Origin of the sequence: Streptomyces sp. NWU339 (assembly GCF_003143855.1) — a bacterium.
Lineage (GTDB): Bacteria > Actinomycetota > Actinomycetes > Streptomycetales > Streptomycetaceae > Streptomyces.
Genome location: NZ_QFRK01000057.1, coordinates 1 through 16636 on the forward strand (window position 1 = coordinate 1; position 16636 = coordinate 16636).

General features: G+C 70.0%; 11 protein-coding genes and 1 CRISPR repeat array. Of the genes, 10 read left to right on the forward strand and 1 reads right to left on the reverse strand.

Annotated elements, in window-relative coordinates; translation table 11 throughout:
• Positions 1-207 precede the first annotated feature (207 nt).
• From cas3 to DIZ27_RS47870, 9 genes are all read left to right on the forward strand, one after another.
• The gene (gene cas3, locus DIZ27_RS37335; protein WP_375232048.1) at positions 208-3063 is read left to right on the forward strand and encodes a CRISPR-associated helicase Cas3'; all 2856 of its coding nucleotides are present in this window, start codon (positions 208-210) and stop codon (positions 3061-3063) included.
• 226 nt (positions 3064-3289) lie between these two features.
• Complete coding sequence (gene casA / locus DIZ27_RS37340; protein WP_109382836.1) at positions 3290-4897, forward strand: type I-E CRISPR-associated protein Cse1/CasA; 1608 nt, start codon at positions 3290-3292, stop codon at positions 4895-4897.
• Entirely contained in the window at positions 4894-5634 is a 741-nt protein-coding gene (gene casB / locus DIZ27_RS37345) for a type I-E CRISPR-associated protein Cse2/CasB (protein ID WP_109382837.1), read from the forward strand. The genes casA and casB overlap by 4 nt, the downstream gene beginning before the upstream one ends.
• Positions 5635-5707: 73 nt before the next feature.
• Positions 5708-6895, forward strand: coding sequence for a type I-E CRISPR-associated protein Cas7/Cse4/CasC (gene cas7e, locus DIZ27_RS37350; protein WP_109382838.1), 1188 nt, complete (start codon positions 5708-5710; stop codon positions 6893-6895).
• Positions 6892-7746 carry a type I-E CRISPR-associated protein Cas5/CasD gene (gene cas5e / locus DIZ27_RS37355; protein WP_109382839.1) on the forward strand — a complete coding sequence of 285 codons (855 nt, stop codon included), beginning with the start codon at positions 6892-6894 and terminating at the stop codon, positions 7744-7746. The genes cas7e and cas5e overlap by 4 nt, the downstream gene beginning before the upstream one ends.
• Entirely contained in the window at positions 7743-8408 is a 666-nt protein-coding gene (cas6e, locus tag DIZ27_RS37360) for a type I-E CRISPR-associated protein Cas6/Cse3/CasE (RefSeq protein WP_109382840.1), read from the forward strand. The genes cas5e and cas6e overlap by 4 nt, the downstream gene beginning before the upstream one ends.
• A complete protein-coding gene (gene cas1e / locus DIZ27_RS37365; RefSeq protein ID WP_375232049.1) occupies positions 8405-9400 on the forward strand; it encodes a type I-E CRISPR-associated endonuclease Cas1e in 996 nt (331 codons plus the stop codon). The genes cas6e and cas1e overlap by 4 nt, the downstream gene beginning before the upstream one ends.
• Positions 9401-9434: 34 nt before the next feature.
• Positions 9435-9746 (forward strand): type I-E CRISPR-associated endoribonuclease Cas2e, encoded by a 312-nt coding sequence (cas2e, locus tag DIZ27_RS37370; protein ID WP_109382841.1) that lies wholly within the window; start codon positions 9435-9437, stop codon positions 9744-9746.
• Between the two features lie 18 nt (positions 9747-9764).
• Positions 9765-11015: direct repeats of the CRISPR family, unit length 29 nt; unit sequence GTCCTCTCCGCGCGAGCGGAGGTGAGCCG.
• A 539-nt stretch (positions 11016-11554) separates the two neighbouring features.
• On the forward strand, positions 11555-13471 hold the full coding sequence (locus DIZ27_RS47870) for a transposase family protein (RefSeq protein WP_258308720.1): 1917 nt from the start codon (positions 11555-11557) through the stop codon (positions 13469-13471).
• Between the two features lie 149 nt (positions 13472-13620).
• Here the strand turns inward: DIZ27_RS47870 and DIZ27_RS37380 are convergent, their stop codons facing one another.
• Entirely contained in the window at positions 13621-13887 is a 267-nt protein-coding gene (locus tag DIZ27_RS37380; RefSeq protein ID WP_109382842.1) for a hypothetical protein, read from the reverse strand.
• Positions 13888-14018: 131 nt separating this feature from the next.
• Here DIZ27_RS37380 and DIZ27_RS37385 point away from each other — a divergent pair, with 131 nt between their 5' ends.
• Positions 14019-16610 carry an NACHT domain-containing NTPase gene (locus tag DIZ27_RS37385; RefSeq protein ID WP_181383882.1) on the forward strand — a complete coding sequence of 864 codons (2592 nt, stop codon included), beginning with the start codon at positions 14019-14021 and terminating at the stop codon, positions 16608-16610.
• Positions 16611-16636: the final 26 nt, after the last annotated feature.

The window sequence follows — 16636 nt, forward strand, 5'->3', positions numbered from 1 at the left end:
KCAGCACACTAGAGGCTCTTTGCTGTTTCTTTGCTGCCGGTGGCGGGGGTTGTGGGGGTGGGGGGTCTGGGGTGTGCGGGGGGTATGGGTGGGAGTGTACGGCCCCCGGGAGGGCCGGTGGCTGGGGTGTTGTCGGGCGGTGGGGAGCCCGGGTTGTCAGTGGTGCCTGGTATGTGTGGGCGCATGGCGGAGTGTGGGCAGGCGGCGGTGGACGGCGCGGTGGTCGATGTCCGGTTATGGGGCAAGGAGAGGGGGCTGTCGCGTCCCTATCCGCTGGTCTGTCATCTGCTGGATACGGCTGCTGTGTTCGGGGAGCTGTGGGACACGCTGCTCGGCCCTGGCATGCGGGAGCGGATAGCCGGCGCGGTGGGGCTGACGGTGGGCGAGGCGCGTGCGGTGCTGTCGTTCTGGGCGGGGTTGCACGATCTGGGGAAGGTCACGCCGGTGTTCCAGGCGCAGGCTCCGGGGGTTTTCGACTCGCTGCGGGGGGAGGCGGGGTACCGGTTCGCGCCGGGCGCGGAGGGGGAGCGCGGGTTCCGGCATGAGATGGCGACGCATTGGGCGCTGGCGTCGCTGCTTGAGGAGCTCGGGTATCCGCAGGGCCGCCGCCTGAGGGATGGCCGTCAGTTGATGACGGGGGCGGTGGGTCATCAGGTCGCGCAGTTGCTGGGCGGGCACCACGGCTGTTTCGGTGGGGTGCTGAAGGGCCGTGAGGTGCTGGAGGCGAGTGCGTATCAGCCGGGTCTGGGGGAGGAGGGCTGGGCAAAGCAGCGGCGGGCGCACCTGGTCGAGCTGCGGCGAGTCACGGGGGCCGGTGCCGTGCCGAGGGGCGGGTTGCCGGCGGAGCTGGCGGTGGTGGTGACCGCTCTGGTGGTGGTGTCGGACTGGCTGGTCAGCCGGACGCAGGCGATCGAGTCGCTGATGCCGCCGGCCGGCTGGGGGGCCGGCGGCGGACAGATCGACGCGCACTGGCGGCGTTCCCAAAGGGCTGCCCCGGCATTGGTGGCGGCGGCGCGTGTGGGCCGGGCCCAGTTCGCGGTCGAGGATTTCGACGGTATGTTCCCGTTTTCGCCGAACGCCTTGCAGGCCGATCTCGTCGCGCATCTGCCCCAGGTGGTCGCGGACAAGGGTGCGGGGTTGCTGCTGGTGACGGCTCCGACGGGGGAGGGCAAGACGGAGGCCGCCTTGTATGCGGCGTCGGTGCTGGGCCGGGCGGCGGGGGCGCGGGGCCTGTATTTTGCGCTGCCGACCATGGCCACCGCGGATGCCATGTTCCCCCGGGTGGGGCGGTTCGCGGCGACGGCGCTGGCCGGGGAGCGGGCGGCGACGCTGCTGCATTCCATGGCGTGGCTCGGCCCGGCCGGCGGCGCGGAGCAGGCGGCGGAGACCGGGCCGGGCGGCGAGGTGAGTGCGGACAGGGTGACGGCACTCGAGGCGGGGGCGTGGCTGCGGGGGCCGCACCGGGGTCTTCTGGCTCCGTTGGGGACGGGCACGATCGATCAGGCGCTGGGCGCGGTGCTGCCGCTGAGGTACAACGTGCTGCGGATGTTCGGTCTGTCGGACAAGGTGCTCATCGTGGACGAGGCGCATGCGTATGGGCCGTGGATGCACCGGCTCCTGGTGCGCCTGCTGGAGTGGCTGGGGGCCTTTCGCGCGCCGGTGGTGTTGTTGTCGGCGACGCTGACCGGGCGCACGGCGGGGTCGCTGGTGGACGCCTATCGCCGGGGGGCCGGCTTCCCGGAGGCCTCGAGGGTCGCACCGTGCTATCCGGGGTGGCTTTTCACGGACGCGGCCTCGGGTGAGGTGTCGGTTCCCCGGCAGACCGGCAGCGGCCGCGGCCGGGTGCTGGAGGTGTCACTGCGGCGGGTGGCCTGGGACACGGCCGATGCCCCCCGGGCGGTGCCGCGGGCGGGAGGCCGGCGGGAGGCGTTGCGGGAGGTGCTGCGGCCGGTGGCCGAGGAGGGCGGCACGGCGCTGGTGTGCTGCACGACGGTCGCGGAGGCGCAGCGCACGTTCCGGGACTTACGGGTGGCGTTTCCCGGGCTGGCTGCGCGAGAGGGGGGGCTGCGGTTGCTGCATTCCCGTTTCCCTGCCAGGACGCGGCAGCGGATCACCGCAGAGTGCGAGGCGGCGTACGGCAAGCCACGGGACGAGGGGGATGTTGCGCGGCCTCGCCCGGCGTCCGTTCTGGTGGCCACCCAGGTCGTCGAGCAGTCTGTGGATTTCGACTTCGATCTGGTGGTGAGTGACCTGGCGCCGTTGGCGCAGCTGTTGCAGCGGGCCGGCCGGGGGCGTCGTCATGCCCGGGGCAGGTCGGGGCGGCCCGGCTGGGCGCTGCCCGAGGAGGAGCCGCAGCTTGTGGTCCTGGATCCGTTGGCCGGCGATCGGGGCAGCGAGGCGCCGCGCAGCTGGGGGACGGTGTATGACGCGGGGCTGCTGAAGCGCACGTCCCTGGCGCTGGGCCGGCTTGCCGCGGGGCGTATCGCGGTGCCCGAAGATGTCCAGCGTCTGATCGACGCGGTGTACGCGGAGGAGTTCGTCGAGGGGCTGGACGCCGCTGCGCAGGCGGAGGTGCGGCGCATGGATGCCGAGCGGCAGGCCGGCGAGATGGCGGAGGCGCACCTGGCGGAGATGGTGGGGATCTGCGCTCCGGCCGATGTGGCAGGCGATCTTCATCGGCTCAGCCGCAGGGAGAGCGGCGTCACGCAGGAGCTGCTGACGACCCGTCTGGGCGCGGACTCGGGGCGGGCGCTGTGCCTGTACGAGCAGGCAGACGGCGCTGTGACGCTGGATGAGGCCGGCACGGTCCCCCTGCCCGACCGGGGCCGCCGGGGCCCTTCGCGGGGCGAGTTGGTGCAGATCATGGCGCATGTTACGCCCGTGCCGGGCGCGTGGCTGCGCGGGGACATGGAGACGTTTTCGGCTCCGAAGGGCTGGGAGGAACAGCCCGTGCTGCGGGATCTGGTGCTGGTGCGGATGAGGTGTGCCGCTGACGGTGCCTGGAGCTGCCGGCTCGGGCAGCGGACCCTCACGATCTCCGACGTCGGGCTGGAAGCTTCCTGACGAGTTCCGCGAATCGGCCTCCATGGGCCACAGACTTCCGTTAGCCTCCAACAGCCTTCCCAGGAACCGAGGTTCTCTTCTCCGGTGGCCCGTTCCTGGGAAGGCGTTCGCCCGCTTGCGCGGGCAGGGAGGCCGGCCCAACTTCGCTTCCCTGGGCGACAGACGGCTCACCCCCGCTCATGCAGGGAACCCGTGAGCCCCATTGTGTCCGACCGGCAGGAGCCGTATGACCAGCAGTACCTACAACCTGTTCGACGAACCGTGGATCCCGGTGCGCTGGCTACCCGGCGCACCACGCCCCGCGTCCGGCATGCTGCCCGACCGCCTCGGCCTGCGGGACCTGCTGGTGCACAGCGGGGACATCGCGGGCCTGGCCGTTGCCGAGGCGCCCGCGCACTCGGCGCTGCTGCGGATCCTGTACGCGATCACCGCCCGGGTCACCAAACTCGACGAGGCAGGACCCGGTGACTGGAGCGCGCGCCGCCTGGACATCCTGGAGCAGGAGCAGCTGCCCGAGGACGGCATCGACTCCTACTGCGCCCTCTACCGTGACCGCTTCTTCCTCTACGACCCGGTGGGCGGGCGCCCGTGGATGCAGGACGCGCGCCTGGCGCAGCAGTGCGATGCGAACAACACCGCCGGGGTCAACAAGCTGATCGTGACGCGGCCGGCGGGCAACAACCATGCCTGGTTCCGGCACGGCAGCGACACCGCACCGGATCTACCGACCGCCCCCGAAGCCATCCTCGGCCTGCTCACCTGGCACTATTACGGCCCTTCGGGACGCTGTTCATCCCGCGAGGTAGCCGGAGTGAAGAGTGCCAGCGCGACCGCCGGCCCGCTGCGCACCGCCCTCTCCTACCATCCCGAAGGCACCTCGCTGTTCGAAACGCTGCTGGCCGGCCTGGTGCGGCCAAAGGGCACGGTGCGGCGCGAACAGGACCAGTGCCCGTGGGAGTGGGACACCCTGCCCGACCCGGATGCCGCGCCCCCCACCCCGGCCGGCCCATGCTCCCAGCTCACCGCCTGTTCCCAACACGCGCTGCTCCTCGTCCCCGACACGGACGACGAAACGCTGGTCCGGGACGCGTTCATCACGTGGGCGTACCGCAGCGGACGCATCCCGCGCAACGACGATTTCCTCATCTGGCAGATCAGCCAGCAAAACAACCGCTACCCGCGGCCCGCCCATGCCGGCAGGGCCCTGTGGCGGGACCTGGACGCGCTGCTGCTCATCAATCCGCCCGGCACAGCGCAGCCCCAGCAGCCGATCGTGTTCGACTCGGCTCACGAGATCCCCGCAGACCTGCGGGTGCGCGCGCTCGGGTTCGAGCAGGAGGGCCAGGCCAAGGACACCCAGTTCGTCGACGGCACGACGCCGCCCGTCCTCGGCTTTTTGGAACAACGCAACCCCCGCACCGCCCCGGCCGTGGGGCGCCTGCGGCAGCTGGGCGAGATGTACGGGCGCCGCCTGGACCGCGCGGTCAGACGCGCCTGGACGGCTTACGTGCGGGACCCCAAGGCGGACACCGATGCCTGGGCCACCGAGGCGGCAGCCCGCTACTGGCCCCGCGCCGAGGCGGAGTTCTGGGCGCGGTTCCGCCGGCTGGACGCCACCGGTACCGCCCTGGACGGCGGCTTGGACGCCGCCGCCGCGCGCACGGCGTTCGTGCGGCTGGCCCAGGACGCCTTCGATGACGTGACCGCTTCCGTCGCCCGCACCCAGCGCGGCGCCAAGGCGGTGTCCGAGGCCCGGATCGAGCTCTACGGCGGCATCCGCAAGAAGAAGGGCGCCGACACCGTGGCCGCCCGGCAGAAGGAGACGACGCGATGACCACGACCACACCGCACGTGCCCCACCCCCGAAGCGGACAGCCCGACCAGGCACCCGCTGCCCCAGGCCGGGCCGCGGCGGCACAGCGGCGAAGCCGGCAGCACGCCTTCACCACCTGGGTCGAGCAGACCTGCGTCCACGATCCCGGCGCCCGCGCGGCGCTGCGCAGCGGCGTGCGCAAGAACCTGGATCAGGTGCCGCACATGCACCGCCTCATCGCCCGATGGCTTCCAGAAAATGCGGCCGCCGACACCGAACGGGCCTACTACGCCATCGCGGCCATGATCGCCGCCCAGCCCCGCACCGCCTACGCCGCCGCTCACACACCCGAGCAGACCGGCCCCGACAGCGCCACGGCATCCGGCCCGGCCCGCCCGTACGGCGTGAGTCTCGGTACCGCCTTCGCGGCTGCCGTCACCCAGGCGCCGGGCCGGGAGAAGCAGATGCGGCAGGGCACGGCCGAAAGCCGCCTCAACCTCCTCACCCGGCAGAGCGTCAACGGCCTGCACCGGCACCTGCCCGCCGCCGTCGCCTACCTGCGCGCGGTGGGCGCGCCGGTCGACTGGACCCAACTCCTGGACGACCTCAGCCACTGGCGGCGGCATTCCGCACGCATCGCGCGCCGCTGGCTCCAGGACTACTACCGGGCCCGCGCCAAGACCGAGCGTGACGCGGCCGACCTCGCCGACCAGCAGGAAGCCGAGCAGACCGGCCCCACCGAACCGGCCGCCCCCTGACGGCGGCAACCGAACCCCACCCGCTCACCCCCCCCACATCACTCCCCTTTTTCCGGAAAGAAGGCAGACGCTCATGACCGCACCGGCCCGTTTCATCGACATCCACGTCCTGCAGTCCGTGCCCTTCGCAAACCTGAACCGCGACGACACCAACTCCGTCAAGACCGTCCAGTACGGCAACACGCTGCGGACCCGCGTCAGCAGCCAGTCCTGGAAGCGGGCCGTCCGCACCGTCTTCCAGGACCAGATCGGCCAGGCCGCCCTGCGCACCCGCCGCATCGGAGAACGCGTCACCCGCCTGCTGACCGACGCACGCGGCTGGCCGCAGGACCTCGCCGAGCGCGCCGGCGCACACGTCGCGGCGGCCAGCAGCATCAAGTTCGAACTCGCCAAGGACCCGGCCGACCCCAAGCAGATCACCGCGAACAAGGTCCTCACCAACGCGATGGTGTACGTGCCCGAGGCCGCGGTGGCAGAGCTCGCCGACCTCGCCGAGGAACACCGCGAACAGCTGGAGAAAGCCAAGGACATCAAGAAGCCCGCCGACAAGAGCGTCCTGCCCAAGGACCGCGTGGAGGCCATCCTGCGCTCCCGCAACGGCGTCATCAACCTCTTCGGCCGGATGCTCGCCGAGGTCGACGACGCCGGCGTGGACGGCGCCGTCCAGGTCGCCCACGCCCTGACCACCCACGAAACCGACGTCGAACTCGACTACTTCTCCGCCGTCGACGACATCACCGCCGCCTGGGCCGACTCCAGCGGCTCCGGCCACATGGGCCACGCCGAATTCAGCGCCGGCACCTTCTACCGCTACGCCACCATCGACCTGCGCGACCTCGCCGCCAACATCGGCGCCACCACCCCCCAGGACGCCCGCGAACTGACCGACGCCTTCCTGAACGCCTTCATCCTCTCCCTGCCGCAGGCCAAGAAGAACTCCACCGCCCCGCACACCATCCCCGACCTCGTACACATCACGGTCCGCTCCGACCGACCCCTGTCCTACGCCGCCGCGTTCGAAAGCCCCGTGCCCGCCGCCCACGAAGGCGGATACGCCACCGCCTCCCGCCAAGCCCTCGCCGCCTACGCCCAGGCCGCCAACACCCTCCTCGGCACCCGCCGCCTCCTCACCGCCGGCTGGGCCGGCCTCGACCCCCACCACCTGGACGGCCTCGGCACCCGCCACACCTCCTTCGACGACCTGATCACCACCACCCTCGACACCGCCCTCAGCGACGAGCCCACCGGAGCCGCCGCATGAGCACCACCACCCCACCAGCCCCCGAACCGGGACTGCTGCTACGCCTGACCGGCCCCCTGCAGTCCTGGGGCACGCACAGCCACTTCAACGAACGCGACACCGCGGCCTTCCCCACCCGCTCCGGAATCATCGGCCTGCTCGCCGCCGCCCTCGGACGGCAACGAGGCGAGCCCCTCGACGACCTCGCCCGGCTCTCCCTGACCATCCGCACCGACCGGCCCGGACTGCTCCTGCGCGACCTGCACACCGTCGGCGGCGGACTGCCCGCCAAGGCCACCGTCACCACCGCCGAAGGCAAAAAACGCCCCGGCGACACCGGCACCCTCCTCACCCACCGCACCTACCTCGCCGACGCCGCCTTCACCCTCGCCCTCACCAGCCAGGACGACGACCCCAACCAGGAACTCCTCACCCGCTGCGCCGACGCCCTCCGCGCCCCGCAGTGGCCCCTCTACCTGGGCAGGCGCTCCTGCCCGCCCGAAGGCCCCCTCCTGCTCGGCCAGAGCAACAACGCCCTCCACCACCTCATCCACCTGCCCATCGCCGCACCCCCACCCCGCGGCGACACCAGCACGGGCAGCATCGAGTTCATCGCCGACCGGCCACTCGACCGACTACCCGTACCTTTCCCCAGCCCCGACAGCCCCGACGGCACCCACCCCTCCGGCGAGATCAACGACCAGCCCGTCACCTTCCATCCCCGCCGCCGCTCCTACCGGGCCAGACCCCTGTTCCGCCGCACCCTCGCCCTGCCCGCCACCCAGTACGCCGGCCTGGGCACCGCCCACCTCAACGCCCTTGCCGACTACCTCGGCGAGCACCAAAACACCCCCGAAGGGAGCCTGCGATGACCGTCTGGCTCACGCGCATCATCCCCGACCCACGCTCCCGCGAAGCCCGCCGCGACACCGCCGGCGCCGTCGACCTGCACCGCCGGCTCATGTCGCTCTTCCCCAGCGACGCCGGCCCCCAGGCCCGCGCCCACTTCAACGTCCTCTTCCGCACCGAGGACACCCCCACCGGACCGCACATCCTGATGCAGAGCACCCACCAGCCCGACCCCACCCGCCTGCCCGACGGCTACGGCAGCCACCTCACCCGCCCCCTCGACGCCCTCCTCGACGCGCTGCGGCCCGGCCTGACCATCCACTACCGGTGCGTGGCCAACGCAGTACGCAAACCCGGCGCCACCACCCGCACCGCCTACAACCTGCCCGCCGTCGTCCCCCTCAGCGGCGCCGCCGCCGACGAATGGTGGCTGCGCCAGGCCGACACCTGCGGCCTCAAACCCCTCGCCCTCCACTCCCAACCCCTCGACGCCGCCCAAGGCCTACGCGGCACCCGCAACTCCGGCGCACAACACCGCGTACGCCACGCCCGCACCCGCTTCGACGGCACCGCCGCCATCATCGACCCCGACCAGCTCCGCACCAAGATCACCGAAGGCATCGGCCGCGGCAAAGCCTACGGATGCGGCCTGCTCACCATCGCCCCCGCCAAGGCCCCCCGATGAGCAGCCCCACCACAGCGACCACCCCCAGCTCACCCTCCGACGCCCGCCGCAAACTCGCCGCCCCCACCGTCGCCATGCTGCCCCGCATCGCCGACTCCCTGTCCTTCCTCTACCTCGACATCGTCCGCATCCTTCAAGACGACACCGGCGTCTGCGCCGAGGTAACCAGCGAACGCCGCGGCAGAGAAACCGTCTACCTGCCCACCGCAGCCCTCAGCTGCGTCCTCCTCGGCCCCGGCACCTCCATCACCGCCCGCGCCCTGGCAACCCTGGCCCGCCACGGCACCACCGTCCTCGTCACCGGCTCCGGCGGCGTACGCTGCTACGCCGGAGCCCAGCCCGACTCCCTGAGCACCACCTGGCTCGAACACCAGGCCCGCGCCTGGGCCGACGACACCCAACGCCTCACCGTGGCCACCGCGATGTACGAAAAACGCTTCGGCAAGAAAACCGTGCCACCAGGCACCACGCTCGAGCAGCTGCGCGGCATGGAAGGCCAACGCGTCAAAGCCCAATACCGCCTCCTCGCCCAGCAATACAAGATCGGCCGCTTCCGCCGCGCCTACGACCGGGCCAAATGGGACAGCCAAGACCCGGTCAACCTCGCCCTCTCCTCGGCGAACACCTGCCTCTACGGCATCGTCCACGCCGCCACCCTCGCCCTCGGCTGCTCACCAGCCCTCGGCTTCGTCCACAGCGGCAACCAACAGGCCTTCGTCTACGACATCGCCGACCTCTACAAGGCCGAACACACCATCCCCCTGGCCTTCTCCCTCCACGCCTCCACCAACCCCGAAGCCGAGGCCCGCCGCTCCTTCCGCGACGGCCTGCGCCTCTTCCGGCTCCTGCCGCGCATCGTCCACGACATCCAAGAACTCCTCGACCCCCACGGCGACCGCGAGGCCCCCGACCCCGAGGAACAACTCGTCGACCTCTGGGACCCGATCGCCGGCCCCCTCCCCGGCGGAGCCAACCACGGAGCCGGCTCATGACGACCCACCACAGTCGCTCGGAGGTACAGCCGCCGTGGCCTCAATGATCGTCCTGTCCACCACTGCCGTCCCGGACCACCTGCGCGGCGCTCTCACCCGCTGGCTCCTCGAGGTCACCCCCGAGCTCTACGTCGGCACAGTCTCCGCCCGGATCCGCGATGAACTCTGGGACTCCGTGGCCGCCTGCGCGGGAGACGGCACGGCGGTGCTGGCGTACCCCAGCGACAACGAGCAGGGCTTCGAACTCCGCACGGCGGGTGCGCGGCGTCGTACGCCCGTGGACTTCGACGGATTGACGCTGATTGCCTTCGGAAGAGAAAGTAAAGGTGCGGCAAAGCTGCTCTAACGCTGCAGGTCGGGAAGTGTCCTCTCCGCGCGAGCGGAGGTGAGCCGGCCGGCGCCCCGGCCCACCGGAAGGACCGACCGTCCTCTCCGCGCGAGCGGAGGTGAGCCGGTCAGGGAGCTGGACCAGGCCGCGCAGATCATGTCCTCTCCGCGCGAGCGGAGGTGAGCCGCTCGCCGGGATGGGCTACGGCGACCTCGCCGCGTCCTCTCCGCGCGAGCGGAGGTGAGCCGCGCCGACACCGGCCCCCCCCCGCATAGGTGGGAGGTCCTCTCCGCGTGAGCGGAGGTGAGCCGGAGACGGCCGGCTGTGTGTCGCGGGGGTCCTTGTCCTCTCCGCGCGAGCGGAGGTGAGCCGCCGCACGGGCCGACGTCGCGACCTGTTACCTGGTCCTCTCCGCGCGAGCGGAGGTGAGCCGTTCCGCACCACGTCTGCGAAGCGCCGGGTGAAGTCCTCTCCGCGCGAGCGGAGGTGAGCCGGTCAGGGAGCTGGACCAGGCCGCGCAGATCATGTCCTCTCCGCGCGAGCGGAGGTGAGCCGTCCGGGAACTCCAAGCAGGCCGCCGCCCAGTAGTCCTCTCCGCGCGAGCGGAGGTGAGCCGAACAGACGGGGCGTCGCCCCGGGACACGACGAGTCCTCTCCGCGCGAGCGGAGGTGAGCCGGCGCTCATGGACGCGCAGCGCGCCCACAACTCGTCCTCTCCGCGCGAGCGGAGGTGAGCCGCGGTTCGAGCGAGTGCAGGCCGACGCCGAGCTGTCCTCTCCGCGCGAGCGGAGGTGAGCCGTACGGCGCCCGCCGCGATGAGACCGGCCACCGGTCCTCTCCGCGCGAGCGGAGGTGAGCCGTGGCTGGCCATCAGCCTGTCCGACGGGTCCTGGTCCTCTCCGCGCGAGCGGAGGTGAGCCGACTCGTGCTGCTCTTGAGAAGCAGATGGGTGCGTCCTCTCCGCGCGAGCGGAGGTGAGCCGTCGCGGACAGCCTGCCTGCGGGCGGCGGTCAGGTCCTCTCCGCGCGAGCGGAGGTGAGCCGCCCCGGAACCGTGAGGCTCCGGGGCTTGTGGTGTCCTCTCCGCGCGAGCGGAGGTGAGCCGCGACCCAGGACGTCGTACATGTTCATGAAGCCGTCCTCTCCGCGCGAGCGGAGGTGAGCCGCGGTACCTCCGAGGTGTTCTGCTGAAGGCGAGGTCCTCTCCGCGCGAGCGGAGGTGAGCCGCGTCGGAGGACCCCAGTCCCCGACGTCTGGAAGTCCTCTCCGCGTGAGCGGAGGTGACCTCCCCTGTCTTCCCCTGGCTGATTCCCTGTCCGTTCCTGTACGGGTATACCGGCTGGGAGTCGGCCGAAGAAGGCCTCAGGCTCCGCAAGTATGTGTACCGGCTCCCGGACAGAACGGGCTGAAGCCCGGGCCACGAAAGCGGCGCCCATCTGGGCGCCGCTTTCGTACCTCTGTTGTCTGGGGGTTGTTCTTCAGGGCCTTGTGCCGGGCTTGTTGTCGGGTGGGGTGCGATCTCTCGGTTTCGGGACAGTGGGGTGAGGGACAGTGGGGTCTGGGTGTGTTGTTGCTGGTGGGTGGCGGTTTCGGGGTGTGGGTTCACTGTCATGAGGGTGATATTTCCGGGGGGTATCGCTGTCGTGGGGGTGTTATCGCGTGCGGGGTGACGCTGTCTCAGTTTTGTGAGTTCTGATCCGCTGGCCGGTGGGTGGTTGGTGTGCTCGGGGTGTGGATCAGGAAGTGGAGCGCCCGGTTTCTGAGGAGTCGGGCCGAGCGGCTGGTGCGTTGCCTGCTGTGTCGGTTCGGGCGTTGCGGGGGCTGGCGGTGCGCCGTCTGCTGGTTCTGCGGCGGGAGGGGAAGTCCACCACGGGGCAGATGCGGTCGGCGGCAGACGTGCCGGGGGTGCGGGAGCGTGCGGTGTGGCGGCGGCTGGCCGCCGCCGAGGAAGACGAGGCCGCGGCCGCGGCGCCGGGGGAGCGGGCTCCGCACTATGGCCGGTTCATGGTCAACGACGAGATCCGGGCTCTGCTGGGGTTGTGGAAGGGCAACGTCGCGGCGGTCCATCGTGAGCTGACCGCTCGCGCGGCCAGGGGTGAGGGGGAGCCGTCTCCGTCGCTGATGACTTTGCACCGGGCGATCCGCCGTGATCTGACGCCGGGGGAGCGGGCCGGGCTTGCGGGTGGGGAGCGGGCGGCGCGTAGGCATGATGTGTTCCTGGCCCGGCCGCGTGGTTGGCGTAACCAGGTGTGGGAGACCGATCACGTGCAGGCTCCGCTGCTGGTCGATGTCGACGGCACCGTGCGCAGGCCGTGGATCACGTGGTTCACCGATTGCGCGACGAATGCGATCACCGGTGTCGCGGTGACGCCGGGGGATCCGTCGCGGGAGTCGGTGCTGGCCGCGCTGCGTTCCGCGGTCCTGCGCGAGGACCCCTACGGCCCGTTCGGCGGCCTGCCGGAGAAGGTACGGGTCGACCGGGGCAAGGACTTCTTGTCCCGGACGGTGAGTGCCGCGTTCGATCTCCTGGACGTGACGGTGGAGGACCTGCCCGCCTATACCCCGCACCTCAAGGGCACCGTCGAGGGACTGAACCGGGCGGTGGAGAGCATGTTCCTGGCCGCGCTGCTCGGCTACGCCCGCCAGCCGCGCCCCGGCAAACGCTCTTCCCGCCCGAGGGACGAGGTGCTGCTCGGCTTCGAGGACTTCACCGCCCGGCTGCTGGCCTGGACGCTGTGGTGGAACACCGAGCACCGCCCCTCACCATTGCTGGCGCGGCAGATCTGTGAGGCGATGGACCTGCCGGTCGCGCCCAACAACATCAACAACGCCCGTCTGAAGCTCAAGCGGCTGGCCGACCGGGAAATCCTGGCCGAGACCGAGCCAGACTTGTTCACCCTGCCCCGGCCGCAACCGACCGACGTCGCCACGGCCTGCCCGTTCACCCCGCACGAAACGAAGAATCGGGCATCAGGTCTCATACCGCCCTCTCAGTACATGGGGAGCTGTTCGTGTTCGGGCAGGTTGAGGTGGGCGATCCGGCCCTGGGGCAGGACAGCGGCGAGTTCGCGCGCCTCCTGGGCGCTGCGGACCAGGACCAACTCCTCCGCGAGCCTGGGACAGGCAGCGACCAGGTCGGGGCATGGCCGCACGATCCCGTACAGCGTCCGCCGCTGGTCGGCCACGTGGACCGGAACGCCACGGGCGTACTGCGACCACATCATCGGCTTCTCCAGGATCTCCACCCGCAGATTCGACTCCCGCCAGGCGTACTCGGCGACAGCGGCAAACAGCTCGGTCTGCTGCCGCGGAGACAGCCGGCCCTACCACGCCCACGCCGTCTCCAGCGCCTGGCGCTCCCTCTCTTCCCGCTCGGCCTGCTCAAGGGCCAGACGCGCCTCGCGCTCCACCCTCTCCTGCTCCCGGCGCGCAGCCTCCTCCGCCCACCGCCGCCGTACCTCCTCCAGGCGCAAGCGCTCATCTTCTTCCCGCCGCAGGCGTCGACGCTCGGCCTTCTTGGCCTTCCGCGCCAGCTCCTGCTCCTCCAGTTCCTGGCGGCGCCGTTCTGCGGCCTCCTTCCTCCTGCCGGGCATCCTGCTTCGCCCGCCCGGCTTCCTGCCGCTGCCGCATCACCTCGTGCCTGCCCTGGTCGGCGATCGACTTCCGCGATGTCCACCACTGACCCCGCCGGAACCGCCGCTGCTCACCGCCGACCATCCGGTACACCCGCCCGTACCGGGGTAGCACTTCAGCGGGAACGAGCTGGCCCTCCAGCGCCCAGCGCACGAACCGCTCCAGCGTCTCCTCTTGGAACTCCCACCGTCCTTTGCGGAAGAAGAACCCGGCGGGTCCTCAAGGACCTGTTCGCTCGGACGAGCGGTGTAGGGGGCCGCTCAAATCTTGGAGGGTGCCCGGGTTGCGCGGTCCCGGTTTCGGCGGCTGGGCGCCACCGAGTTGGGCCGTGTGGTCGGCTCGGCCCGCCACTTGCGGTGTGCGGCCAGCAGCTCGACGCGCTCGCCGGGGTCGGAGTCGCGCAACACCATGCGCAGTGTGATCAGGTCGCGGGTATGGCGGGCAAGTCCGGCCAGCTTCCGGCGAAGCAGGGCCGTCAGCAGTGCGAGCACGATGGCTGCGACGAGCGTGATCGGGTCGGTGGGCATCTCAGGCTCCTACAGGTGGGGTTCGCCGATCCGGGTGGGATCGGTCGGTTGGTCGAGTTCCAGAGATACCCTCGATGGGCGTTCACCGGGGTGAAGTGAACAAGGATGAACGACCAGGTCAGGGGGCATTGGTGGCTGAGATCGACGCCGTGGGGCGCAGCGGGGCGAACAAGCAGCTGGCGAGGCGTCTCAGGGAGCACCTGGACGTTGCGGGCATGACTCAAGCAGACGTCGCAAGGGATGCGACGGTCAGCAAGGCGACGGTGAACAACGCGCTGAATCCCGACAAGGGCCCTCCGAACGCCGACACCTTCAAGCGAATTCTCGACGCGCTGAAGATTCCCGAGACGGAAACGAAGGAGTTACTTCTCCTTCGAAGTCGGGCGGCCTCCCCTCCGGCTCTGCTGGATGGATACCTTGAATCTGTTGAGCGAGCGGCCCGAGAGCACCCGCACCCTCTGATGGCGGGAAGATCCACGGGTTTGGCCGAGGTCTATCAAAGCCAGCAGGTTCGCCGACGGCACACGCACAACAACACCGATGGCAGCCGCTCCCAGCGGGCCTCGGAGGCAGATCTGCGTCTGGCCACGGAGATTGCTGTCGACGGCGGCATGTGTGTGGTGCTCGCAGGGCCGGGCGGAGGCAAGTCCAGCCTGCTGCGTACCTCCCTGACCATCGCGGCCAAGCGGTGGAAGGCAGGAGACCCAGTTGCCGCGATCCCCGTGCTGATACAGGCGGCCGACCTGGTCGGGGTGGCACTGCCCGCAGCTCTGGCCAAAGCCACGGAGGGCGCCCTGTGGAGGAGCGCGCCGGCTCACGGCGTGTCTGCAGAGAAGCTCTTCAGTGATCAGCCGCATTTGGGTCTGCCATGGCTGGTGCTGGTCGATGGTCTGGACGAGATCCTCGACATCGACACCCGCAAGGATGTACTGCGCTCGATCGCGGCATTCGCGGACGCTGGCCTCCACTCGACGTACCGGTTCCTCGTCGCCACCCGGCCCGTGGCTGACCAGGAACTCGACATCCTGGGCGATGTCCCCCACTACGACCTTTTGCCGTTTGCCACCGACGATCTGCGCCAGGTGGCGGAACTCTGGTTTCGCGCGCTCGGCCTTACCAACCCTGAGCAGCAGGCCGCCCGCTTCACTTCAGCCCTGGACCGCGCCAATCTGGCAGGCATGGCCCGCACTCCGCTCATGGCCGCAATGCTCTGCCAACTGCACGCCGAGGATCCTGACAGTCGGCTTCCGCGCAGCCGAGGAGACCTCTACGGAGCGTTCCTCGACCTCCTCAGGAAGCGTCAACACACTGCCGACGCCACCGGCATCCACGAACAGACCCTCCGGACCTTGGCCCACTGGGGACCGGCGGCCCTTGACTGGGGCCAGAGCATCTCCGACCGCCTGCCGGAGTGGATTGACCACCTGGCCGCCGAGCACTACGCGGGCAACACCGTCTCGGCGATTGACTTCATCGCGTCACAACCCGGGGCCCAGCGCCCTAGACGAATGCCTCATGACGTCTGGAACAGCTTCCTGACCTCATGCCTGCGACGGAGCGGACTGCTCATCGAACGCGCCGGCACGTTCGACTTCCTGCACCAAACCATCCTCGAATACTGCGCCGCGAGCTACGTCACCCACAACGGACAGGCCCCCACACTGATAAGACACGCCGTTCTTGCTTTCGGGCACAAGCACCCGCTCCGGTATGGCGTATCCGGCGTCAGCTACCTAATTCGGCGGCGAGCGCATCGGACGCGTGTGCGCAGTGGAGCGTCCTATCTCGGGTTTCTCCTCGATGCGGTACCCGAGAGCCGGAGGATCACCCGAATTCTCAAACGCGTGATCAAGGTTGAAGGAACTCTGGGTCTTGAACGCATCGGTCAACTTGCGCAATTGGGGACCCGGCTTCCCCCTTGCATCACCGACATGGCCATGACCAGGCTGGAGAGCGACGCCGGGGACGAGGACCTCACCAGCTTCAGCCGTGTTCGGTCAGCTCGCCTGCTGTGCAATTTCGATAGAGTCCGCGGCACAAACCTGCTCGACGCCTTGGCTGGTGACACCACTGTTGGCCTTGACCTCGACAGCATTGAAGCGTTCCTCAGTGAAAGCGACGATCCCGACTCGTACTTTGCAGACGAACAAGATGAGCGCGTCGTAGCCGCTGAGTACCTTGCGGAGCTGGGCGACGCACGAGGAGCCGACCGTCTCCACCGACTGGCCTTGGACACCACACTGCACAGTGTGTTTCGCCTGGCGGTGGCACGAATGCTGAAGGAGCTGGGCGACCCCCGCACCATAGACCTCATCGACGATCTCGTCTGGGACCACACCCTCGAAAGGCCGACCCGAGTGCTGGCAGCTCTATTGCTGCAACCCCAGGATGGACCGCGCTGCATCACCCGACTTTGTTCCCTCGCACACGACCTGAACTCCGACTACATGCTCGCAGCCTGGCACCTGGCAAAAGGGCACCTGGAAGGGCGCCTGGACGAACCACACATCGCCGACCTCCTCGATGGCCTTGCAGGTGACCCCCGCCTGCCGGCGTGTGACCGCCTGGAAGTCGCACGGTGGCTCACGGAACTGGGCGACGAACGCGGAGTCCTCCGCATCGAAGACCTTCCTCCCGGTACCACCCTGCGCCCGCCTGGGTACCGCCTGCCTCCGCTGCTGCTGAAACGAGGACCGACTTGCCAGAAACCTGAGAGCTTCTGATGAGTCACGGCACGTACCGTGTGAGA